General features: G+C 41.1%; 22 protein-coding genes. 17 read left to right on the top strand and 5 right to left on the bottom strand.

Annotated features, from left to right (window positions below; translation table 11 throughout):
* Positions 1-39: 39 nt before the first annotated feature.
* The 5 genes from I588_RS26975 to I588_RS19180 all read right to left on the bottom strand — a co-directional run bounded on the left by I588_RS26975 (position 40) and on the right by I588_RS19180 (position 2,722).
* Positions 40-636, bottom strand: a complete 597-nt coding sequence (locus I588_RS26975) for a DUF2922 family protein (RefSeq protein WP_010758519.1) — start codon at positions 634-636, stop codon at positions 40-42.
* A 57-nt stretch (positions 637-693) separates the two neighbouring features.
* Positions 694-1,086 carry a hypothetical protein gene (locus I588_RS19195; RefSeq protein WP_010755456.1) on the bottom strand — a complete coding sequence of 131 codons (393 nt, stop codon included), beginning with the start codon at positions 1,084-1,086 and terminating at the stop codon, positions 694-696.
* Positions 1,087-1,173: 87 nt separating this feature from the next.
* Complete coding sequence (locus I588_RS19190) at positions 1,174-1,416, bottom strand: DUF2922 domain-containing protein (RefSeq protein WP_010755457.1); 243 nt, start codon at positions 1,414-1,416, stop codon at positions 1,174-1,176.
* Between the two features lie 2 nt (positions 1,417-1,418).
* Complete coding sequence (locus tag I588_RS19185) at positions 1,419-1,634, bottom strand: DUF1659 domain-containing protein (protein WP_010756368.1); 216 nt, start codon at positions 1,632-1,634, stop codon at positions 1,419-1,421.
* 317 nt (positions 1,635-1,951) lie between these two features.
* The gene (locus I588_RS19180) at positions 1,952-2,722 is read right to left on the bottom strand and encodes a hypothetical protein (protein ID WP_010758518.1); all 771 of its coding nucleotides are present in this window, start codon (positions 2,720-2,722) and stop codon (positions 1,952-1,954) included.
* Between the two features lie 788 nt (positions 2,723-3,510).
* Between I588_RS19180 and I588_RS19175 the strand changes: the two genes are divergently transcribed.
* The 17 genes from I588_RS19175 (at position 3,511) to I588_RS19095 (ending at position 22,646) form a co-directional block, all read left to right on the top strand.
* Positions 3,511-4,617, top strand: coding sequence for a tyrosine-type recombinase/integrase (locus tag I588_RS19175; RefSeq protein ID WP_034694159.1), 1,107 nt, complete (start codon positions 3,511-3,513; stop codon positions 4,615-4,617).
* A gap of 370 nt (positions 4,618-4,987) precedes the next feature.
* Positions 4,988-5,938 (top strand): coiled-coil domain-containing protein, encoded by a 951-nt coding sequence (locus tag I588_RS19170; RefSeq protein ID WP_010758516.1) that lies wholly within the window; start codon positions 4,988-4,990, stop codon positions 5,936-5,938.
* A 15-nt stretch (positions 5,939-5,953) separates the two neighbouring features.
* Positions 5,954-7,117 (top strand): hypothetical protein, encoded by a 1,164-nt coding sequence (locus I588_RS19165; protein ID WP_010758515.1) that lies wholly within the window; start codon positions 5,954-5,956, stop codon positions 7,115-7,117.
* A gap of 60 nt (positions 7,118-7,177) precedes the next feature.
* Complete coding sequence (lepB, locus tag I588_RS19160) at positions 7,178-7,633, top strand: signal peptidase I (RefSeq protein WP_034694014.1); 456 nt, start codon at positions 7,178-7,180, stop codon at positions 7,631-7,633.
* Positions 7,630-7,944 carry a hypothetical protein gene (locus I588_RS19155; RefSeq protein WP_010758513.1) on the top strand — a complete coding sequence of 105 codons (315 nt, stop codon included), beginning with the start codon at positions 7,630-7,632 and terminating at the stop codon, positions 7,942-7,944. Before lepB ends, I588_RS19155 begins: the two co-directional genes overlap by 4 nt.
* Positions 7,934-9,040: a glucosaminidase domain-containing protein gene (locus tag I588_RS19150; protein WP_010758512.1), complete on the top strand. Its 1,107-nt coding sequence runs from the start codon at positions 7,934-7,936 to the stop codon at positions 9,038-9,040. Before I588_RS19155 ends, I588_RS19150 begins: the two co-directional genes overlap by 11 nt.
* 13 nt (positions 9,041-9,053) lie before the next feature.
* Entirely contained in the window at positions 9,054-10,070 is a 1,017-nt protein-coding gene (locus tag I588_RS19145) for a signal peptidase I (RefSeq protein WP_010758511.1), read from the top strand.
* Between the two features lie 66 nt (positions 10,071-10,136).
* Positions 10,137-11,453: a hypothetical protein gene (locus tag I588_RS19140; protein ID WP_010758510.1), complete on the top strand. Its 1,317-nt coding sequence runs from the start codon at positions 10,137-10,139 to the stop codon at positions 11,451-11,453.
* A 31-nt stretch (positions 11,454-11,484) separates the two neighbouring features.
* The gene (locus I588_RS19135; RefSeq protein WP_010758509.1) at positions 11,485-12,273 is read left to right on the top strand and encodes an LPXTG cell wall anchor domain-containing protein; all 789 of its coding nucleotides are present in this window, start codon (positions 11,485-11,487) and stop codon (positions 12,271-12,273) included.
* Positions 12,270-13,124: a BsaA family SipW-dependent biofilm matrix protein gene (locus tag I588_RS19130; RefSeq protein ID WP_010758508.1), complete on the top strand. Its 855-nt coding sequence runs from the start codon at positions 12,270-12,272 to the stop codon at positions 13,122-13,124. The genes I588_RS19135 and I588_RS19130 overlap by 4 nt, the downstream gene beginning before the upstream one ends.
* Positions 13,125-13,139: 15 nt before the next feature.
* The gene (locus tag I588_RS19125; protein WP_010758507.1) at positions 13,140-13,784 is read left to right on the top strand and encodes a hypothetical protein; all 645 of its coding nucleotides are present in this window, start codon (positions 13,140-13,142) and stop codon (positions 13,782-13,784) included.
* A gap of 117 nt (positions 13,785-13,901) precedes the next feature.
* Complete coding sequence (locus I588_RS19120) at positions 13,902-17,159, top strand: hypothetical protein (protein ID WP_010758506.1); 3,258 nt, start codon at positions 13,902-13,904, stop codon at positions 17,157-17,159.
* A 24-nt stretch (positions 17,160-17,183) separates the two neighbouring features.
* Entirely contained in the window at positions 17,184-17,363 is a 180-nt protein-coding gene (locus I588_RS19115) for a hypothetical protein (RefSeq protein ID WP_010758505.1), read from the top strand.
* A complete protein-coding gene (locus I588_RS19110; RefSeq protein WP_010758504.1) occupies positions 17,360-18,103 on the top strand; it encodes a recombinase family protein in 744 nt (247 codons plus the stop codon). Before I588_RS19115 ends, I588_RS19110 begins: the two co-directional genes overlap by 4 nt.
* 17 nt (positions 18,104-18,120) lie before the next feature.
* Positions 18,121-18,879 (top strand): winged helix-turn-helix domain-containing protein, encoded by a 759-nt coding sequence (locus I588_RS19105; protein WP_010758503.1) that lies wholly within the window; start codon positions 18,121-18,123, stop codon positions 18,877-18,879.
* A gap of 580 nt (positions 18,880-19,459) precedes the next feature.
* On the top strand, positions 19,460-20,560 hold the full coding sequence (locus I588_RS19100; protein ID WP_010758502.1) for a tyrosine-type recombinase/integrase: 1,101 nt from the start codon (positions 19,460-19,462) through the stop codon (positions 20,558-20,560).
* 340 nt (positions 20,561-20,900) lie between these two features.
* Positions 20,901-22,646 (top strand): SpaH/EbpB family LPXTG-anchored major pilin, encoded by a 1,746-nt coding sequence (locus I588_RS19095; protein ID WP_010758501.1) that lies wholly within the window; start codon positions 20,901-20,903, stop codon positions 22,644-22,646.
* The last annotated feature ends 6 nt before the right edge of the window (positions 22,647-22,652 follow it).

The following is a 22,652-nucleotide window of genomic DNA, read 5'->3' as shown; positions in this document are numbered from 1 at the left end:
ACAAAATGTATCTACCTACGCTTGGTAAATGATCAAACATCAAGAAGGGGTGTCAGGCGGACCATTCCGTTTCTGACGCTCTTTTTCTTTGGCTTTCCGTCGCTTTCTTCGCCGAATCATTTCTTTCACGGCATCGTAAGGACTTCCGGCAGGAGGATTCAAAGGTGTTTCCTTATCTAAAGTAGTTGTTGTAACTTCAATAGAAGGACAGCTAGTTGCAGCAGCTTCCTTAACTTCTCCATCGTTCTCAACTACAGAACGCAGAGTATCGTGTACCTCACTTCTAATTGGTGGTAAATCTACAGATACTTCTGGAACTTTTGGTGCTTCTTGCCAAGTACAACGAAGCGCTGTTGGTTGTTTTTGCTGTTCAATTTCTTCCGGTTTTTCTTCTGGGACAGGAACACCAAACAATTCATCGCCTTCGAAAATAGGTCGTTCAATCGTTTCTACAAATTTGGCTTTGACCACTTCTTGGAATAAAACCACACCATCTTTTTCAAACAGATGTAAGCTGCTTAACAGCTTCAATGATTCTTTGATCTCTTCCGGACTTTTGGTCGTATCCGGATCTTTAACCGTAAAATTATGTGTTTTTCCTGCACTGTTCAGGAAGGTGGATACTAGTTTGATCATTTACTGGACTCCTTTCATTTTTATTCGCGTAGGTGAGACAGACAATAAATATCATTTTCAGGTGGCTTCAGTGTCAGCTTCTGTATGGAATAATTTGGCAACTTGTGACTTGATCAGAGACTTGGTTTTTTCGATAAAGTTGCGAACAGGATTCAGTTTTAAGTTCAAGATCCGCAACTCGCTGGTTTCAAAATAATCCACGAAATACCAGAAGAATTGCTTCATAGTTTTCGTCGCTTTGGTATTCATAAATAAGTAACGAACTAAGTCTTGCAATACCAGAGCAAACTCCTTCGCACCAAGCTGGTAGCGTACACGTAAAGCTAATAAAAGCTTGATGGTCATGGTGCCGTTTTGCGTTTCCTGATAATATTCCATGAGTCTTTGTTCGATGGTTTCGAGTTTTAAGTTAAACAGTTGCTGGTGCGTGAAGGGTTGCTCTGACATCATAATGGATTCCTCATTTCTCTTAAAATTTATCTTGTTAAGTATAGTAAGAGAAGAGCGGCACGTCTGCCGCAGCTTCTCAATTAATAATTAGCGTGTAACAGGGACTTCTTCAAAGATCGGTGTTTCAATTGTTTCGACATACTTGGCACTCACGACGGTATCAAACAGACGAATGCCATCTTTTTGGAATAGGTTCAGCTTAGTCAAATCTTCCAAAAGAGCTTTGATTTGTGAAGGTGTCTTGGTAGTATCTGGATTATTCAGCGACCAAGTTTGACTTTTTCCTGCACCATTTCTAAACATAGAAACTAATTTCACGACTCGATTCATGCTTATTCAACCTCCTTCGTAATACGTGACTGTACAGTCATAATCACACTATCCAATGAGCTGCCTTGTTGAGATAGATCGGCCATAATTTCGCCTAATTTCACCACATCTTCTTCGGGTGGATTATCAATCACGTTTGAAAAATTCACTTTCTTCTGTTTGTCTTCGCCTTCTTGTTCGATTTGTACTTGTAATTTAGTACCTAGTTTTTGGATCATTTCACGATTCCTCCGTTTTCTGTTTTGAATTTGATTTGGTGTTGCTTATTGTGTTTCCCGGCCGGTGACTAAAAGATAAAGCATTTTTTTGAAAAAGCAAAATTTGCTTCTTTGCAAAAGTACCCGCTACTTTGCAAGCGAGAAAAATAAGAATCCTGGCAAATCAACCTTTCTTAATTTGCTCCTTGCAAAGTGGCGGGGTGAAAAAATATTTTTCCTGATAGGAAGAGAAAAACAAAAAGAAACCCTTGTATTTGGCAGAAATGCCTAGAATACAAGGGTTTTACTAATTTTAGTGAGTTGTACTTTTTATCATTTTATTTTAATAATTTAGAAAAGGCATCGTAGGACAAGACCCCAGAGTGGATGACTTTACTAACGTTCAACACATTTTTCATGAAGCGTTCACTGTCGTAGTTTCGCTCCAAGGCCCCTATTGGAAGAGGAAATTTCTGTAAAAGAGGTTTTTGGCAAATCGAACGCATAAACGGTGTGTTGGGTAGACACAAATAGTCTAAAGGAATTTGTCCTTCCACTTCTTTATACAGGCGATCCTGACGATGAGTTGCTAGAAGAACCAGTGCATTCATGGCATGATTCTCAATGGTTCTTTTGCCAATCCGCGTGCAGTAAGTCATGCCGCCTCTCATCTTAATCTGAGTACCAGAATCAGTAGTCTTAATTTCTTCAATTTCAATCGGGTTAATCCAAGCGGCATGCTGTATAGAACCACCAAATGGAAACAGGCAGGTGGTGGAGCTGACCATTGGAAATAAACGACTGCCAAAACAATTAACGCGTTTGAGAGCTTTGGACAAGCAGTCATAATCTAAGAATTTTTCTTCCTGCACGTGTTTTTTCAAGGTTGATAAGGTTTGCTTGGTGTAATGATAGCCCTGGTCGTAGTAAATCAGGAGCGTTTCATTTCGATCAGGTATAGGTAAAGCCATAGAGAGAGGCGGCTTAGTTTGCGGTAAATACGAAGTGGGTTCCTCCAAGAAGTCTTCCCATTCCTCTGAGAAAATCTCAGCATCCAGCATAATAACGTTTTCAATTAGTTCTTCTACAATTACATTTTCATTTTCCATAAAATAGTCTCCTTTTGTATATCAATACCATACAAGGGAAATGGAAATAGTCGAAAAATGATCCAACAGCAGCCTACTTTTAAGGCCTTGAAAAAGTGGTTGCCCTTCCTTTCCTACAAGCAACATCATTCAGGGGGCCCCTTCAATAATAAAACAATTAAAACTTGTAGGGGAAGTTTACTTAGGTAATCGGTCAATCATTTTGGCGTATTTCTATCCCAGCAGCACTGACGAAATCAGTAAGCCAATCAGATAACAGTTCTGAAGTCAGAATCGTTATCATGGAGGCTCAATTATTATTTTACTATACTCGAAGACGGAATTGTAACGTTTTTTCATTAATAACATGTTAGCTAGGGTAATAGAAATTTATAAAAAAGCTCTTGTATAAAAATAAGAAATGATATTCATGTTTTTTTAAGGTATAATATCCTTCGGCAAGATTAGTTATATCAATAGTTTTGTTTGTGAAAGGTGAAAAGAAGAGGGGTTTATAGCATTATTTATTTTAAAATGTTCTAGAATTGAGTTTCTTAGTCTAACGAAGACTAAGGTTTTTGTTTGGATTGGATCTTTATGTTTAAATTTATCCTATCCGATATTTATTTTCATTATAAGATAAGCAGAATAAATACGCAATATCTTTTAAAAAAATAATCAAAATGATAATTTTTCGATTCCTTCTATATATAGGGCACGGTTTTTATCGAAAATAGGCAAAAAAAGCAGGAAAAAGGATGGTTTCTAGAGACCGTCAAAAATCACGTCGATCAGAGAGGATGAAAGAAATGCGCAGAGGCGAAAATATTTATCGACGCAAGGACAATCGTTGGGAGGGAAGATATTCCAAAGGCAAGCACGCAGATGGTAGAAAAAAATACGGTTCGGTGTACGGGAAATCCCTTCAAGAAGTTCGCGAAAAGCTGTATCCATTGAAGTTGAAATACCAAATTTACCAAGCCATTCATGGTGAATCAGCGATGACATTAAATGAATGGGGGTATCGCTGGTTATATGAAGTACAATCAGGGATCAAGCAGTCTACGTATGCTAACTATGAACATAAATTAGTCCATTACGTCTTATCCGTTATCGGTAATTATGGATTGAATGAATTGGATGAAGAGGTGGGAGAAGAGTTACTGAATTCTTTAATCGATCAAGCATTGAAACCCTCGACAATCCAAGTGATTTTCCGCATCACGAAGCAGTGTATGAAGGAAGCTATCCGCAAAAAACTGATTAAAGAGAACCCTTTTGAAGGGATTCAATTACCTAAAGTAGTAAAAAACAAAAATCAGGCATTGACCAAACAGGAACAAAAACGATTGGAAGCTACGGCTTTAAAGGAAGAAAATGGCAAGGGATTACCAACGTTTATCGCACTTCATGCAGGGTTGCGTATTGGCGAAATTTCAGCTTTGAAGTGGACAGATATCGACTTTGATAATGACATGATCCATGTTCAGTCCACCTATCAACGAATTCTAGGTGTGTACAATGGGAAGAAAACGGAGCTGATTTATTCTAGTTCTAAAACGGCATCTTCCATTCGTTCAATCCCTCTGGGACGGACATTGAAGCGATTATTAGTGCAACAAAAAAAGCAGTCGAAGGGAGAGTTTGTTCTTTGTAGAGGGAATAAGCCATTGGAACCAAGGCTGTTAACCGCTCATTTTCACCGTATTCGTGAAAAAGCAGGCTTAACCCAAACCCACTTCCATCAGCTGCGGCATACATTTGCGACTCGTTGCTTGGAGAGCCAAGGAGATATTGTTAGTGTGAGTGCCTTGATGGGACACAGCTCAACCCAGATGACCTTGGACACCTACGCCAGCGCCTTGGTTGAGCAGAAGATCCAAGTGGTCGCTCAAATGGAAAAAACAATCGCATAAAACGCTTTCAAAAAATGTTTTAGACTTTTTTGGGAGGATTTTTTTTGCTTTTTTTACATTTGAGCAACTATTCATTTGTTAAAAGGTTTCAATCGATATGCGGCAATTTACTCGTCTTTTTTGGTGTTCTGTCCATCGATGTTATTAAATGAAGTTTTTTTCACTGGGCTATTTTTAGCCTTTTTTTTGATTATAGACCGTCGAGTGCCGTCGAAGTAGGGTGCCTTTTTGTTGTTCTGACAGGGTTTATAGGAGCGTTCTTAGTCTTCGTTAGACTAAGAAGAACAAACGGCATATTTGCTTATCAAAAGTATAGAGGAATAAATGACATTTATCAAAGGATATAGGAAGAGACAGAGGGGGAAGCTGCATGTTCGGATTTGGCAAGCAGAAAAAAGAGGCGTATCAGGAAGCTCATCAAGAAGACTACTATTACGATGACTACGATAACGAAGGATATGAGGACGATTATGGGTACGATTCCTACCCAGAGGATGAGTACGAGCGTCCCATGGAAAACTATAGCGACTATGATCGCGGAGAGCGACGTTCCAGGCGGCGACCAGCACCGCCTGCCGACGAACGATACGATGCCAGATACGAAGAAGAGAAAGAAGTTTTCTCAGCGCCAAAAATGGAAGAGGAATCCGGAAGACAACCAGACACTCATCTGCAACAGGAAGTGGAACGGTTGGAAGAAACCGTTGCTCAGTTGAAGCATCAACTGGAAGTGAAACAAACTGAAATGACAGGGATGGCGACTACCCTGACTGAAAAAGATCAAGCTTTGCAGGAGTATCAGACCAAAACAGAGCAACAAATAGAATCCTTGCGAGAAGAAAAGAAACGCGAGCTTCAAGCCCTGCAAACAGAAAATCAACAAAAAATCCAAGCACAGCTGGCAGCAAAGGACCAACAAATCAATGAGTTGAAGGATCGCTTGTCTCAATTGAAGAGTGATCTGCAAAAGGATCAAACTCACCAAAGTGAAGCCTTGGCTCAGGCCCAACGTCAAATTGACACCTTGAGACAAACGCAAAAAGAAAATGAAGACATGAAGGCAGAGTTGGCGACGATTCTGATTGAAACGAAGAAACAGGAGCGAGCAATTTTAGAACGGGCTGAATACGAAGCCAAAGGCATTCGCAGTCAGGCTGAACAAGAAGCCCATCAAGTGATTCATGATGCTTCACTGGAATTACGCGTGATGAAGCAGGAAATCAAAAATTACCGCAAGCGTCTGCGTTCGGTCCAAGAAGAAACCACCCAATTTTTTGTACGTTTGTTAGCGACAAGCGACAACTTGTTGGATGACGAATAGAAGAGGGGATGATTGTTGGTGAAGCAAGCACAGAATCAACTCGCCTTATATCCCACTCCAGCTCCCATTATGCAAGAGGAGTTAATCACACAACCTCTGTTAGAAGAAATTGAACGGGCGTGTGAGTATTTGTATGCACCTCATGGCACTCTGAATGAGGATCAACGGAGAAAGATTTACCAGCACTTTGAGCAATTATTTCGTCTGATGAACAGCAGCTATCATGCAGAGCTGTTATTGCCAACCGGCTATTTTGATTGGTCGAGTTTCTGGCAATCGCTGCATCAATTCTTCCCGCAATTTGCTTGGGTCAAGGCTCAGACGGAAGAACCAAAGTATGGACGTCGTGTCTATCGTTTTGACTTTATTCCGTTGACCTTTCGCGATGCCGGTTTTCCATTTGCAATTCATTTGGAGGACAGCTTGACCCAACAGTTTCCTTTGTCTGCCGAAGAAGCCTTGGAGCGAGCAGAGCAGTTATTGCTCGAATTGGCAGGCCAACATCTGTCAGATGTACCGCCCAAGTCGAAAGACAAACCCGAAAGCGAAACTGTTCCAATCAAGCAGGCAGAAGAGCAAGTCAAGGAAGCGGAAGTATCTGTTAACCGGGTCCAACAGGAAGAAGTCAAACACGAAAGTCAAAGCAAGGCTAGATTACGAGCAGTCAATCAAAAGCTGGAGATGGTGATTGAAAAACTAGAATTATCCATGCTCTACAGCGGTATCCAATACTTTGAGCGGGAAAACAAAGAAGAAAATGATTGGGACAAACGAATCAAGATCAGCTTGCGGGAATATACCTATCTGCTTCAGAAGGCAAGATTTCTGGAACAGATGTGGAACCTGAATGGTGAGCTGGTGAATAAAACTGAAAAAATGACCGTGACTGGCAACAAGCTAGTGTATGAACGGGATCAAGTGAAACAAATTAAAGCCAATCTTTCAGCCAGAGACATTCACTTTGTCTTGTATGAATGCCAGGTAATCGAGTCGCGAGCCAAGGTACATGCCAGACCATGGTTCAGAAAGCCATATGTGAAGCTGATGAAGATGGATTACGACAATTTGTTGAGTAAGGCAGTCTACTTCGATTTACTTCAAGGAGAAAGTGCCTTGCTGGAACGAATGGTTCGAGAACAAAAGGATGCACCGATCAAAGAAGCTCAGGAGGCTGGTTGAGGTAGAGGATTCAAGCTATTTTCTCGCTGGCCGCTTCTAATAAAAGCAAGCGTTGTTTTTATTCTATGTTACTTGATCTTTTTTAGTTCGTTTCGGATGTATCACTGGCTGTATCCCAAGTATTCAGTCAGTGGGGAATCAATGAACCCAACATTTAAGGAGCAGGAGGTGATTCAGATCATTTCACATCGTAAACCAAAACGCTTCGATGTCGTGGTGCTGCATCCGCCAGATAATCCAGAGGGACTTTATTTGAAACGAATTATTGGACTGCCTCATGAACGAATTACTTATCGGAATGGGCAATTGTATGTGAATAAGAAACTAGTTCCAGATGAATTTGCTAAAGACACAGAAGACTTTAACTGGAATGACTTCTCAAGAGACAAGATTCCAGAAGGCTATTACTTTATTTTAGGTGATAACCGTTCTATTTCTGAAGACAGCCGCCATTTCGGCTTGATTACTGAAGAACAAATTTTAGGCGTTGTAAAAGAAGGGGTACAGGTTAAATGAAGACATTGCAGGAAAAAATTGAATGGTACACCTTCTGGTATTGGGTTTATTGGCTCTTTTCTTTGGTCGTGTTACTGGGGGTATTAGTGTTAGGAATCTTTTTCTATTTTACGGATTTCCAAAATGTGGTAACGGTCAGTCAGTTATTTCTGTTGATGCTGCTAATGGTACTTGCACTGTATTTACGAATCACAGCATTACATTATCATAGCGTTCTGATGAAGCTGAAGCAGGCAGCCGCTCGACCAAGAAGGCCAAGAGAACGACCACAGCCACGACCGCAGGAAAGGCGGAAGCAAGATGAAGGGTAAAGTCTTGTTGGTGTGTGTGGTTATGGCTGGAGGATTAGCAGCCGGTTATCAAGCTCAAGTAAAACAAACGGTATCCGCTGAAACGAGAGCGTCGATTTCTTCGCAACAAGAAGCGATACCAAAGATGGAGAGCAGTTCAACCGCGGTTAGCGAAGTAAGCAACGTACCTGAAGAATCAACTGTGGCTAAAGAATCTTCTTCTATAGAAGAAATCAGCGGTAGCGATGTTAACGAGGCTGCTTCCTCAACAATAGCGACAAGTGAAACTGAAAAAACAACGGAAGAATCTACAAAGGAATCTACTGCTTCTGTCTCAAAAATTCCAGAAGAAGTTACGAAGGTTCAAACCACCTTGCCAGCAGCGAAGGTAGAAGAAAATTATCAGTTCTCCGTAGTGAAAAATCAAACGACTGAAGAGTTCATCCAATCGATTGGGAAAGATGCACAGACCATTGCCTGGAATGAAGGACTCTATGCCTCAGTCATGATTGCTCAAGCAATTTTGGAAACAGGATCGGGCAACAGTCAGCTGGCACGACCACCGCATCACAATTTATTTGGAATTAAAGGGAGTTATCAAGGGAAAAACGTGTCATTTAATACGCAAGAAGACAAAGGAAACGGTCAGCTGTACACGATTCAATCGGCTTTTCGACAGTATCCCAGCTACAAAGAATCTTTAGAAGACTATGCAGTGTTACTGAAAAAGGGTATTTCGGGGAATGCAGGCTTTTATCAGGCAACTTGGAAAGAATACGCAGAGAGTTACCAAGTGGCGACGAAAGCACTGACTGGAAAGTACGCGACAGACACTTCTTACGATAAGAAGCTGAATGCGTTAATCGAAACTTATCACTTAACAATGTATGATGCAGAGCCTAATAGGGAAGAAACCATTCCTTCGTCCAAAGACTCAGCAGCTTCCAATGAAAGTGCTGAAGCACCTATAGAGCGGGAAAAAAACGAAAGAACGGAATCAAGCACAGCCGAAAAAGCAAAGATTCTGACAAGTGAGACTAAACAACCAGTGGTAATACTTCCATCGATTACTCAGCGACCGGCAAAAGAGGTGGCAGGCAATCGAATGGCGCAATGAAAGAAGGGGAGATATGTCGAGACAACGAGGCTACCGAGAACGGGATTACGAATATGATGAACCGCCCTATCGTGATGAACGTCCCCCTTCCAATCGACGACCACCAAGAAGGTATGACGAGGAAGAGGATTACCCGGATCATGGCAGGCCTTATCCAAGACGGCCGACAGAACAGGTGTATCGTGAGCCAGCTAGAAAATCGAGTGGTCAGCGAGGAAACCCTAGAAGTAGTGAGTCTAGAAGGAGATATCCAGACAATTATCCGAATGATTATTCAGACGGCTATCAGTCAAACCGTCGGACACACAATTCGCATCCTAGACTGGAAGCAAGCTATGAGACATATGATCGTGAGCGAATGCTTCCACCAAGAGGAGTCAGACCTCAGCGACCAATGCCTCCAACACAGGGGGCACAGCCTTTACAGGAGGCGAAGAAATCCACGAATCGGAAGATATTCTTGTTTATCTACAATTTGTTTTTCTACACGTTGACGATTGGAATTTTACTTAGTTCACTGATGTTTGCTTTTAGCGAGAAATCTGATGCGGCGATCTTTGGCTATCGCTTTTATCAAGTACTAACCAACTCCATGGCTCCGCAACCTGATTCACCTTCACGAGGCTTCTATGCAGGCGACATTGTGCTGGTGAAAATGACGGATGGCAGCCAAGTCAAAGAAGGCGACATTGTTACCTTCCAAGTGGGCGAGGGCGATCGGTATCTAACCCATAGAATGGTGGAGCGCTTAACCGAATTGAACGGCCAAGAGGGGGACTACATTGTTACCAAAGGAGATGCCAACAATAGTAAAGACCCACCGATTTCAGCTGATAAAGTCTACGGAAAAGTCACTTTTATCATTCCCAAAATGGGTAGTGTGTTGAATTTTGTGCAGGAAAATCTGTGGTTATGTATTGTTTGTGTCTTATCAACTTTCGGGTTCTTTCTGGTTCTCAAAGCCTATTTTCTACAGCCGGAACCAGCTAGAAGGCCAAACAAACAAAGAAATTATCCAAGAGGGGTATAACCAGCTGTGTTTGACAGTTGTTTATATAAAAAAACAAAAAAAGGAAAACAATAGGAGGAAAAAGGAATGAAGAAGAATAGTAAGAAGAAAAAGCTGATGGCTGCAGCGGCAGCTTTAGCGTTAATCGCAGCCATCTCCGGGACGTTTGCCTGGATCACTGCACAGGATCAACGGATTAACCGGGCGGAATCTGCAGCAGTTAATGACAACAGTGTAACAGTAAAGGAAACCTGGGAACCAAAACCATTAGTACCAGGAACCGAAGCTACTAAGGAAGTTGCCGTATCTAATACCGGTACAGCGAGTGTATTTGTTCGGGTGTCTTATGAAGAAGTGTTGAAGCACTTAGACAAATTAGGTGCTGAAAAGTACGATCCAAGTTCAGTTACGGGCGCAAAATACACGTATGTAGCAAATGACTCAGGCTTGAACAAGCATATGCCGATTAATTTCAATGGAGATCAAGCCTACAAAGATGGTTTTGTTCAAGTACCGGCCGCTCAAATTACTGGGTTGGCAACGCCAGCTGATGACAACGTGAAATTATTGGTTAAAGGTGGAAAAACCATCGATCCAGTTACTAGCGCGGAGAAAATCAGTTATGAAGCTAAATTAATGCATGAATACTTTACTCATACGGATAACAATGGAAAAAATCCTGGCGATACAGGCTACGATGCAAGCAAAAATAAATACCAATCGATGACTTTCAACATTACAGTTGGCAACGAAAACAGCAGTTTGGATGCCGCTGACTGGAACTTTACTTTGACTGACGTAAAATACGGTTACTACGAAAATGGTTATAAGAATACGACTGTGAACTGGGCAGAATCTTCTCTACCAGATGAAGACGGTGCAGACACAGGGCGTGCATTGCTTGGAACAGACGGTGTTCGTTACAGTGTAGATTATGATTACACATTTGGTGGTTTAGGCTATGCAGCCGCTACAGACCTACCAGCAGTAACACCAGCAACAGTGGCAGATCAAATTCCGACAGGTACAGGCAACAAAGGAGTTCAAGCAGATACAAATGGTTTAGCTAAGAACAATATCCGGATTGGCTATAGTGCTGATGTAACAGATGTAGCTACTTTGGGTAATGACAAATGGGTCTACAACGAAGACGATGGCTGGTTCTACTACACTGTTCCTGTGAAGTCTGGGGAAACAACCAAAAACTTATTGGAAAAATTGGTCTTTGAAAGTGCTATGGGAATTGAATACACGAATGCTTCTTACGACTTAGTTGTGAAAATGGAAGCTGTTCAGGCCACAGAAGAAGCATTAACAGACGATGCTGGTTGGCACTTAGGCGGTGGCTCTGCACCAACAGGTGATACTGCAGCAATCGTGACAAAACTAGTCGCTGGCATTTAATTTGAACAAGAGGTAAGCGAGGAGGGAGTGAATGAACATACGCAGAATAGTCATTGGAATACTCAGTCTCTTTGCTCTGTTCAGCGGTTCTCTAACTGTCGAAGCAGCCAAGACACTTCCTCCTGGCTTGGTGATTGGGGATTCTGAAGGGATGTACGCCACTTCAGAAGGAGAATACTACATCGATTTAGTAGATATTCTCCCTGGAGATGTGTACGAAAAAGAAATTACCATCCGCAGTCTGGATTTGGAAGATCCCTTTTCCTTGGGCATGTTGGCAGAGGAAGTTGACTCCAGCGGGTCAGTAGATTGGAAGAACCACATTACCTTGACCTTGGTCTTAGATGGCAAGGAAATTTACCAAGGACCATTGTTAGGTGATGGAAGTCGGGACTGGACGAAGACACCTTTGGAATTAGGTGTTTGTAAGTATGGAACGGATAAGTTGATGAAGGCCATCTTTACGATTGATTCCGCATTAACCAATGAAGACTTACGCTCACAGAGTACATTGAATTTCACTTGGACCTTTGTGGGAACGAAGGATCAGCCGACGGAACCAACAACTTCGACAGAACCTTCAAGTTCTACTGAACCCTCGATGTCTACCGAGCCGTCGACGAGTTACAGTGGAAAAAGAGACTTGCCAATAACCGATCCAGGCAACGGGAGGTCCGGTGGTTCTTCGGGATCCACGGGCAGCGGTAAACGCTTACCACAAACGGGTGAACAGCTGATGTATCAATTTCTGTCCGGGTTGTTGCTTGTATTAATTGCCTTGTTCTTATGGGAGAAACGACGAGAGGAGGAGCAGGAATGAGTCAGAAAGAAAAACGGCGGCATTTGTTTCAAACATTTGTTAAAAGCAAAGGGCTGTTTGCCTGCTTCTCCCTTGTATTGAGTCTTCTATTAATTATTGGAAGTACCTACGCTTGGATTACCTCGGCGGATGAACGGGTCAATCGAACAGATGCCAATCAGAAAAGAGTTTCGGCGATTGTCGAAGAGGATTTCAGTCAGGTCTACCGTTGGGCACCAGGAACGACGAAAGAAAAGAATGTTCGTGTCCGAAACACGGGTGACATGCCAACGATGGTTCGAATTTCTTTGAAGGAATTCTTGGTAGTTTTCGAGACAGCAGTGAATGACAACCATACTGATCGAGATGGCAATGGCAATCTGAAAGTTTATGGTACTCCAAGCACGACTGCAATCAGTGTACAGGATACTGATACTTGGGTCTCTGGCAACACATACAGTATTAGTGCCAGCAAGTATTACAAGGCAACGAATGACACTTTAAGGAACCAGACGTATCAATATAATGGAGCAAGGACTGCTTCGTTAGTTGGGTTTGAACTGGATTTTGAGACAAATAAAGTCTTTGATTCAGCGAATCCACCAGCAGCAGGTGCAACCGAATACTGGTACTACGAAAATGGGTATTTCTATTATTCCGAAGTGCTGCAACCTAAAGCGGTGACACCTAATTTGTTGGATAGTGTTTCTTTAAACGCTGAATTTGCCAATCAATACAAAGGTGCCTTATACAAGTTAGTACCAGAAATGGATGCTCATGATCTGACCCGAGAGCTGTTTAGCGATTGGTCGATTAGTACAAGCAGTCCAGTTTATGCCATGTATGACCAAAAAATCGATCAACGAAACTAACGAAGGAGGAACGAGATGAACCAACGAAAGAATCCGGTACGTCGGGCTGTTTATGTGGTTGTTGTACTAAGCTTGTTGCTCCTGTTAGTTGGCGGCAGCTATTTTGTCTATGCGGCAATGACAGCGACCGATCGAAAAGAGAATGATTTTCAGGTGGGTCAGGTAGAGACTGAACTAGTGGAGGAAAATTTCACAGCACCTACTGAAATTGAGAAGAATGAGTCTATCAATAAAAAGATATCCATCAAAAACAACGGAACAATCAATCAGTTTATTCGTGTCATGGTCTTGCCCGAGGTAAAAGCAGATGTGGCCGGTGATCCTACCAATAAACAAGTTCTGTCATTAGTTATTGGCACAGATTTGATATTGGAGAATTTGAATACCACAGACTGGCGATACGGTGATGATGGGTATTACTACTATATTAAAGAAGCTGTGAAGCCGAATGATCCTACCACCAGTTTGTTTGAATCGGTGCGATTGTCCAATAGCATCAGCGATCAATACCACAATGCAGATTTTTCGATCTCATTGAAGGTAGAGACAATTAACTGCAACACGACTGCTTACCGACAGGCTTGGTGGCATGGAGAAACACCAACAGACGATCCGTTAGCAAGTATTGATACTGAATTGAGCAGTAAAGTAGATAACTAGAGATGCAGTTCTTCCCCACTGTATCTCTTCAAAATAAAAAAGCAACACTCATGAGATGAGTGTTTTACCGTGTGGAACATTGATTTGATAAGTGTTGAAAAAAAGGAGTCGAGAAGAATGAAAAAAATAACTGAGATTCGTTTTTTATTAGCAAAGAATAAACAAGCAAAAAGAGCAATAGCATTGGTTTGTTTTGTTGTTTTTATGCTGGGTGGAATCTTTGTGACCATGAAGATATTGGATGAGAAGGAGCGAGTATCGGCACATCCGACGAATCCGATTAAGTTGGATGAAGGTGGGACAAGTGAGTTTGAGGTACCGATAGATGCACAAAATTTGATAGAACCTTCGTTGACTAGTCAGGGTTCTCTATATAGTGGGTTTGTCCAAACCAATAGTGACCTACCCACTGTAGTAAAGGGTGCAGTTAATACTTTTTGGAGTGATAGTGTTATCCAAGAAGGAACTTCAAATATTAGAGAAATTATTTGGATCGTTAAGGATATACGCTTAACGGAAGCAGGGAATTATTTCGTCTTATTAAGTGCATCTGGGTATAGTACTGGGGGTATAATTGGGGTTTGTGTTATTAATTCGTCGGGAGAAATTATATATATAAATACACAAGGAGATTTGAGAAACAGCGTAGAGAGAATACAGACAAAATTGTTTGCAGACAATGGAGGAAAAGATTTTTTAATTGGTACACAGGGAAATAAATTTTATAGATATAGTCTTTCCAGTGAAACAACAAGCGCAGTAGTAGTTAATAGAACGATTGTTGATGTAGATCTGACTAATTCTCCAAATGTTGTCTTAGGTGTTGGCTATAACTATATTGTGGATTCAACCTTAAACACTAATGAAAGAACTGCTGTATCTGCGAGTGTTTATTTTGATAAGAGAAATCAGGTTAACGCTAATGCCAGTCTACTTTTTAGAATGCCAATTGCAACTATTTCGATTGATGGCTGGATGAATACTGTATCTCCTAATTTTTCTTTTGATACAAATTATGAATATTCGTTAGAAAGTTTTATACCACCCGATGCTGAGGCTATTAGTGGAAAATTATATGGTGCCATAAATACTGTATCATCAAGAATTACTGATAACCATGTCTATGGTAATTATGATTATAGCTCAGGTACAGCAGGTGGAATTACCATGAAAACTATTCAGGTTTTTGATAAGAATGATACGTTTTATGAAAATGGTAAACCAGTAAAAAGAAGAAAGGTGTTATACGAAAATCACTCATCAAACGCACAAATATATTTATTGGATGAACTATGTACAGATAATGAGATTTATTTTGTTTCAACGGAAGCAACAGAAAGTAAATTGATAAAAATTGAACTGACTGGAGCCAACGCCTATGACATTCAAGAGATAAAGGCCTATCCTAAAGATACGATTTTGAACTTTGTTGAAAATCCGGATGATCCAACACAACTCTTTTACTTTGGTTCGACAAGTTCATTAACTGATGAATTTTATCATCCTGTTCTAACAGAAGCACTTTCTGGAGATGCTTATTATGTTCAAGGAATTACAGATAGAAATTTTGATCGAAAGTCTCTTTATGCAATAGCTATGGATGAATATATCATGCCAGATTTTATGAAGCCAGGGACCGAGAAGGCCTTAATATTTGGACGAACATCATCTGTAAATAGAGCGTTTGTTGATAATCAGCATAAAGTTGGAGAAACAGGAGACATCACCGAAGTTGAAGCTGACACAAATGTAGTCCAAGCATTTATTGGATCGATTAAATCACAATCAGACTTTGCACCCATTATCAAAGCACAAAATAATATAGACATTGATTTATCTCATGAAAAAATAAATAGTACTGAAACGAATTCAAATGGATGGACATTCTTAGACAATTGGTTAATTACGGGAGAAGAAAATGGAACGTTAAGTAGTTCAGACGCAGTCAATGTTTATGATTATATGGATTCACGTGATAGTAACTTTGGACAAACCTGGCTTGATAAGCGGATTAATCGAAATCCCAGAAATCCTACAGCTGTTATTGATTGGTTAAGCCTGGGTTTTGACAAAACAAAGGCTGGCGCTCAACAAGTTACCTATTTTGTAACAGACTCACAAAATCAGACTTCAGTTGCTTCTCGTTGGGTCAACAAAAAAACCAATCAAACCATTGAAGAAGACGATTATTGTTTGGATGCTCAAAACTTCCATATTTCATTGACTAGTTTGGATAGCGACTTCCCAGATGAGGACACTTTTAAAGGACTGGCAAAAACTATGGCTTGGAATAAAACCAGCAGTGATATTGATGAAGATGGAACAGATTCGAATAAGCTATCCAATACAGTCACAATAAATGCAACACAATTAGAGGCATTACGTGATGCAACTGTCGCTAAGCCATATCCAGTGGATGTGACTTATAGACCAACAAGTGGAGTAGAGTTAACCAATCGGGTATGGGTATTCGTAACGACAACCAATACTTTACCAAATAGTGAAACTAGTCCAGCAACTACTCCACAAGATACAAACGGTGTTGTATTCTATGGTGATGATTATACTTTGCCGTATCGTATGAGAAACACGCATACGAATGCTGAAGCAGTGACGAGTGCAAATGTGAAGGTCTACGATTACTTTGATTCCACTCATGAGGAAGACGATGAATTGCCAACTTTAGCTGATGCGACAAAGAATGCCAATAAGTTGGTGGTTGATTTACCTACGATTCAAAACTCTTTGGAACCTGAAACAGTGAGACCTTCTATTAGCTATACTTGGGAAGGAGCAACGGACGCAAACCATACCAAAGATGCAGTGACACTTGGCTATGTGGATGTTGGATTGACTGGGAATGCTTTGTTGCATATCCGGCAGGTCGTTTTGGATAGTTCTGGTGAAATTGTGGTACCAACTGAAGGGTATTTTGAAATTCGGAATTTATTGTTCGACCAAACGAATCCAATGAATCCTCCGGCAGTTGATCCGGATTATCTGGCAACCTTCGTCAGTAAATCAGGTCGATTTGAAGATAATCCTGATTTTACAGAGATTGTTGCCTCAGTCAATCACTTAACGCATATAGCTGACCAGGTTCAGCTTTCGGTAATTGTTCCAGAATTTTACCAGTATTTAGGCTATTTTAGTACGGCAGAACAAACTGATCCTGGCGGAGCACTTCACGAAACGATGGAAAACTATCTTCCGGGAGTTCCAGAACTCTTCAAAGGTGAGATAAATGCTGAAGGAGAGTTTTGGATCACCCTCTATCTGAAGCCGAATGAGGATGCACAAAACAACACCAAGACCCCTCAACCCTACAGTTGGGATTACAAAAAGAATAATTTAGGAAAAATTAAAACCAAATAAATGAAAGAGGCGAGGAGTGATGCAATGGTCTATTTATTGTTGCTAGTGCTAGGCCTGATTGTATTGGTCCAAAGCTATTTATTGTTCTCGCTGATGAAAGGTCAACGAGACTTGCAGAGTAAGGTGGCTCGGCTGCTGCGAAGCAAGCAGCGGCCGGGTCCTAATAAGCGAAAAACTCCAATGGAAAGAGGAAGGACACGATGAATCTTGGCTATGCACGCGGGTATCAGATTACCCAACAATTGGATATGCTGGAGGATTATCCGGTGGACGAACTCTTTTCCGATGGGCATCAGGAAGTCGAAGCACTGAATTCTCCTACCAGTGAATTTCAGGCACTGCTGAATTTTGCCCAGCCGGGGGATCATTTAGTGATTGCTTCTTGGGAGGTCGTTTCACGGGATTATCGGCAGCTGCTGGCTTGTCTCGATCAACTGGAAACCTTAGAAGTGACTCTGGACGTCTTGAATTTGCCTCAATTGAGTATTGAAGAATGGCGGCAGATTTTTCGTTGGTCGCTGCGCAATGACCGTTTGTTGCATCCGGTATTGATGAAAGCCGGTAAAGAACGGGACCGTAGCAAAGGCGCCTACTCCTTGTTTAGCAAAGAACCGGAGGCACGCAAGCTGTATCGGGAAATCATCTGGCTGCTGGTAGAGAAAAACTCCGTGCGTCAGGTGGCCCAACAAAAGCGTGTGCCAATTGAAACAACCTACCGCATCCAGCAGGAGTTAAAACAGATTCAATTAGCAGCGATTCTAGTCGTTTGTTTCCTGTTAGCAATATTCAGTATCAAGCTGGCGGAGTCGTATTTTGATCAATTATGGATACAGGTAGCTATTTGTGTAATTGTGACATTGATTATTTTATGGAATGTGTTGATTGATACTGAAGAAACAGAGACGAAACCACCAAGTAAAGAAAAGAACGCTTCAAAAACCTAAAGAGAAGGGGAATCCCCATGCAACATGTACTTATTTTGACAAAAAATACACTGACTGAAGGATCAATTATCAGTAAATTGCAGCGAATGAATTGTGAGGTTTTGTGTTCCACAGATATGCTTAACCGCCTGCAAAAAGGCTCAGTTAGTCCATTTATATCTTATTTCCAATGGGTCATTTTAAGCGAAAGCTTATGCCATGCAGAAGTAGAGCAGCTGTTGCTTCTATTGAAAAACTATCCACTTAAAGTGTTGCGGATTGTAGAGAATTATCCGAATGAGGAGGAACAAACCTATTGGCAGGAACAAGGAATTGCGGACTGGTTGACGAAAGATACCAGCTACGAAGACCTGCGGGAAAAAGTGAATGATTTGACCCGTCAGCTGGAGCAAGAAACAGCTGTTGGTAATCAGATTCTGTCCTTTCCTCACTCAGCAGAATACCCAGAGCAAACTACTAGGAAGCTTTTGGTAAAAAGTCTTTCTAAAACTGAGAAAAAAGTGTTTGAAAGCCTGATTGAAGCTTATCCAAAGAGTGGCTTATTGTCACGCAAAGAGCTATGTGATCATCTGTGGCGTGAAGGGGATACTCCATCGAATATGAGCCAGCTGTCTTGTCTAATTAATAAACTAAAACGCAAGTTCGAACAGCATGGTTTCACCGGTGAAACCATCATCACCTTATGGGGCAGAGGGTATAAGTTAAGCAGCGAATTCTATGACTATTGGCTGCTGGAATCTCAACAGATGGAAGAGACGTATTATGCGACAAATTAATTATAGGAACGCTTGATCAAATGATGATTGAGCGTTTTTTTTCTGGTTTTGGTTTGAATTTCGGTAGGGATTTTTTTTGGAAGTGGCTTATACTGAAGCGACTCGATTTTTTGTAACCTGTTGTACACTTTCGATCAAAAATGATGAATAATACATAGAATAGAGAAATTATAGACGTTAAGATTAATAAGAAATGACTTTTTCGAGGAAGGGCTAAAGTAGATTTAGAAAAGTAATGCAAAGAACATAAGTTAATAGTAAACTTACATAAGTTGAGCTTATTTTAATTTTATGGGAGGCTGAATTCCAAAATTTAGTTTCTTAGACTAAATAAATCAAAGAAAAAAACGATAAAAAATAAACAATCAATTTCTAATCAAAGTATAGTATATGAACATTATTTCGTCAATATCCTTTAAAAAAATAATTTTTTTGGACAATTCATCATTTTTTATTGTTCTTTGGCTACTAACTTTTGGTTGGAAAAGAAAAAAATCATCTGTTTCAGGGGTTTCTATGGTTTTATTCGCCGTCATATAAGCCGTCAAAATTATCACTATACCAAAGGAGAACATTATCTATGAGTCGTCGTGGAGAAAATATCTATAAACGCAAGGATGGTCGCTGGGAAGGCCGTTATATTAAGGGGCGTAAGGCCAACGGGAAAATTCATTATGGCTATGTCTATCGCCATACTTATAAGGAAACAAAAGAAAAATTGACTGAAATGAAATGGTTGTATAAACAGGTTCAAGTCATTCAAGGTCTGTATTCAGGCAGTGTCAGAGACTGGATGATTTATTGCCTAGACCAACAGAAAAAAACGGTCAAACAATCCACTCTAACGACCTATCAGTATAAAGTGACTAAATACTTACTGCCTTACTTGGGAGAGATGGAATTGCGTGCTGTTACCCAGAAAGATATGCAGGAATGGGTTCAGAAGTTGAGTGATACGACATTATCCAGCACGACCATTCACACGATTTTTCAAACTGTTCAGCGTTATTTTGAACAGGCTGTCAACGAAGCAGTTTTGGAAGCAAATCCTTGCAAAGGGGTCGTTTTGCCTAAGAAAGAAGCCAAGAAAATCCAACCGTTAACCATTCAAGAACAGAAGCAGCTAGAAGAAACGGCGGCCGTTGAAAAAAATGGCAAGCTCGTCTTATTTGCCCTGCAAACCGGCCTGCGTATTGGAGAATTAGCAGGTTTACGTTGGGAAGATATTGACTTTTCCAACAATCTGATCTCGGTTCGCCACACCTATCAACGGGTCTTGTCTGAAGGCCAAGGAACCGAGCTGCAGCTGGGAAGACCGAAAACAAGAGCCTCCGAACGCCTACTGCCTTTGTCTGAAAAAGTGAAGGCCTGGTTGTTATCTTGGAAGCCGGAACAGACGCAGGAATTTGTTTTTCAGGTAGGGGATCGTCCAATGGAACCTCGTTTGATTACCTATCACTTTCAACGGATTTGTGCAAAGGCTGGAGTGAAGGGTTGCCACTTCCACCAATTGCGGCATACCTTTGCGACTCGCCTATTGGAAAATCGCGGTACGATCGCTGGGATTAGTGCTTTATTGGGACATGCCTCTACGCAAATGACTTTAGATATCTATACGGGTTCAGATTTAACCGAGCGGCGAAAAATGGTGGATACTTTATCACTGGAATGGGTGAGCTAGTTTTTTTAGGATACCGATGACTTTATTTTATGGGGGTGTTCGCTGCTTAAATTAGAAAAATTTTAAAAAAGTCCTTTCCAATGGGAAGGACTTTTTGTCTTTTTTATAACAGTTGTCATTTTTTCGTTTGGATGTATTCGCCGTCATTAAGCCGTCAACTATCGGCCTGAGCCCTTGTTGTTCTGCGCTTTTTCCTAGATTTATTTAATCTCAGAAATTGACCAAATGCTTTATCTAGCTATTATAATCGCTTTTTCTGCCTGGGTCTAGTGATATTCAGAGGGAGAAAAGGAGATTTTTTGGCGGATAGGGAGAAAAAAGGGGAAAAGGAGTTTTTATCATGAAGAGAAGTAAGAAAAAATTTGTACAGTTGGCGATGACCGCGGCTTTATTGGCATCTGTGGGAACCGGTCTTGGCAGCCTGGCCTTGGGGAATGGCGCAGTTGTGAATGCTGAGCAGAATATTAAGGCCAACCCGGTAGCGGACGAAACATCTGACCGCTCGATTACCATTTGGAAGTATCAGGTAAAGGATGCTTCAGAGCTAGGTGGACGTGGTGACGGGAAAGAAAACGATACAATTACGAAGGATCCATTGCCAGGTATTAAATTTAAAATTGAGAAAGTGTCACCTGTTGGCAATGCTTCATTAACCAATCCATTGGTTCAAAAGAAAGATACTCACTACACAGTAGATTCAGAAATTGGAACCATCACAACAGGACCAGACGGCAGTGCTAAGCAAGCCCTAGGCAAAGGAACGGCGGCAGACGGTATCTATCTAGTGACTGAACTGCCTGATGATCGTGGCGAATCACCAAAGGTTGCCAAACCAGCAGATCCATTCTTTGTGTATGTGCCACAAACTGATCGAACAGATCTAAGCTCATTGATTTATGATGTGGAAGTTCAGCCAAAGAATATCATGGAATCCTTAATTGATCCACAAAAGACCGTAGAGGAAGGGGCAGGTTATTCCATTAAAGCCGGCCAACCTTTTACTTGGGAAGCAACAGCGAATTTGCCAAGTGGATTACACACAGTTGCTAGTCAAAACATGGTAATCACTCCTGTTTATGACAAGGATGGCAACCAAATTGCAGATATCAATGTTTCACAAGGTGATGAGATTTATGCTGATTACTTCATTATTAACGATACATTAGTCAAAGAGCTACTATTGGACAATGTTAAAACACAAGTGAAGACAGAAACCGGGGCTTGGACTGATCTAATCTTAGGCACTGATTATAAAGTTTTTGTGAATAACACGGAAAAAAATACCGCTCCTATTACAGAAACCGACACGAGTATAGAAAAAGCAGTTCGAGTTGAACTAACGGAAGTTGGTATGAAGAAAGTTGCGTTAAACAAAGATGTTAAAATCCGAGTGCTTTATACGACGCATACAGCAAATGATTATAATGGAACGATTTCCAACCACTTTGATGTTGCCTTCTTGACACCTGGTTTGGAACCAGTTAATCCAGGAAATCCAAAAGATCCAGAATACTACACCGGTGGATTTGATATTGAGAAAACAGCTGAAGACAAAACTGCACCAAACAACAAACTAAAAGATGCCGAATTCCAGATTGCTGAAACAAAAGCCGATGCTGATGCTGGGAAATTCATCGCCACTGACGGAAAATCTTATTTAGAAGCGGATTTACCAGCTGGTGTAACTTTCCTAAAGGCGACATCTAATGAAAACGGCTGGGCAGAATTTAATGGATTGGCTTTGAACTGGTACGAAGATAAAAATGACAATGGTAAGCAGGATATCACCGATGATCCGGACACTAATGAGCCGACGTTTGCCAAAGCAGACATCAAAAAAGATTATTGGGTAGTCGAAACAAAAGCTCCAGCAGGCTACGAATTATTGAAGGAAGCTAAAAAGGTCACTGTAGATTTAAGTACAGAAGACAATGCTGAGGTTGAACTAAATGTCGTAGATAAGCCAAAGACTGACCTTCCATTTACCGGGGGAGAAGGTACTATGTTGTTGGTAGCTATTGCTTTAGGTGCGATCACTATCGGTACAGCGGCTATTGTCATTGATAAGAAACGACGTGCAGCATAACTCACG

The sequence above is a fragment of the Enterococcus pallens ATCC BAA-351 genome (genome assembly GCF_000407485.1).
Taxonomy (GTDB): domain Bacteria; phylum Bacillota; class Bacilli; order Lactobacillales; family Enterococcaceae; genus Enterococcus_A; species Enterococcus_A pallens.
This window is presented reverse-complemented; position numbering and strand designations above follow the sequence as displayed.

Coding starts and splice junctions, on each gene's coding strand:
- I588_RS26975 (WP_010758519.1), bottom strand. CDS start 636: ATGATCAAACTAGTATCCACCTTCCTGAACAGTGCAGGAAAAACACAT.
- I588_RS19195 (WP_010755456.1), bottom strand. CDS start 1,086: ATGATGTCAGAGCAACCCTTCACGCACCAGCAACTGTTTAACTTAAAA.
- I588_RS19190 (WP_010755457.1), bottom strand. CDS start 1,416: ATGAATCGAGTCGTGAAATTAGTTTCTATGTTTAGAAATGGTGCAGGA.
- I588_RS19185 (WP_010756368.1), bottom strand. CDS start 1,634: ATGATCCAAAAACTAGGTACTAAATTACAAGTACAAATCGAACAAGAA.
- I588_RS19180 (WP_010758518.1), bottom strand. CDS start 2,722: ATGGAAAATGAAAATGTAATTGTAGAAGAACTAATTGAAAACGTTATT.
- I588_RS19175 (WP_034694159.1), top strand. CDS start 3,511: ATGCGCAGAGGCGAAAATATTTATCGACGCAAGGACAATCGTTGGGAG.
- I588_RS19170 (WP_010758516.1), top strand. CDS start 4,988: ATGTTCGGATTTGGCAAGCAGAAAAAAGAGGCGTATCAGGAAGCTCAT.
- I588_RS19155 (WP_010758513.1), top strand. CDS start 7,630: ATGAAGACATTGCAGGAAAAAATTGAATGGTACACCTTCTGGTATTGG.
- I588_RS19150 (WP_010758512.1), top strand. CDS start 7,934: ATGAAGGGTAAAGTCTTGTTGGTGTGTGTGGTTATGGCTGGAGGATTA.
- I588_RS19145 (WP_010758511.1), top strand. CDS start 9,054: ATGTCGAGACAACGAGGCTACCGAGAACGGGATTACGAATATGATGAA.
- I588_RS19140 (WP_010758510.1), top strand. CDS start 10,137: ATGAAGAAGAATAGTAAGAAGAAAAAGCTGATGGCTGCAGCGGCAGCT.
- I588_RS19135 (WP_010758509.1), top strand. CDS start 11,485: ATGAACATACGCAGAATAGTCATTGGAATACTCAGTCTCTTTGCTCTG.
- I588_RS19130 (WP_010758508.1), top strand. CDS start 12,270: ATGAGTCAGAAAGAAAAACGGCGGCATTTGTTTCAAACATTTGTTAAA.
- I588_RS19125 (WP_010758507.1), top strand. CDS start 13,140: ATGAACCAACGAAAGAATCCGGTACGTCGGGCTGTTTATGTGGTTGTT.
- I588_RS19120 (WP_010758506.1), top strand. CDS start 13,902: ATGAAAAAAATAACTGAGATTCGTTTTTTATTAGCAAAGAATAAACAA.
- I588_RS19115 (WP_010758505.1), top strand. CDS start 17,184: ATGGTCTATTTATTGTTGCTAGTGCTAGGCCTGATTGTATTGGTCCAA.
- I588_RS19110 (WP_010758504.1), top strand. CDS start 17,360: ATGAATCTTGGCTATGCACGCGGGTATCAGATTACCCAACAATTGGAT.
- I588_RS19105 (WP_010758503.1), top strand. CDS start 18,121: ATGCAACATGTACTTATTTTGACAAAAAATACACTGACTGAAGGATCA.
- I588_RS19100 (WP_010758502.1), top strand. CDS start 19,460: ATGAGTCGTCGTGGAGAAAATATCTATAAACGCAAGGATGGTCGCTGG.
- I588_RS19095 (WP_010758501.1), top strand. CDS start 20,901: ATGAAGAGAAGTAAGAAAAAATTTGTACAGTTGGCGATGACCGCGGCT.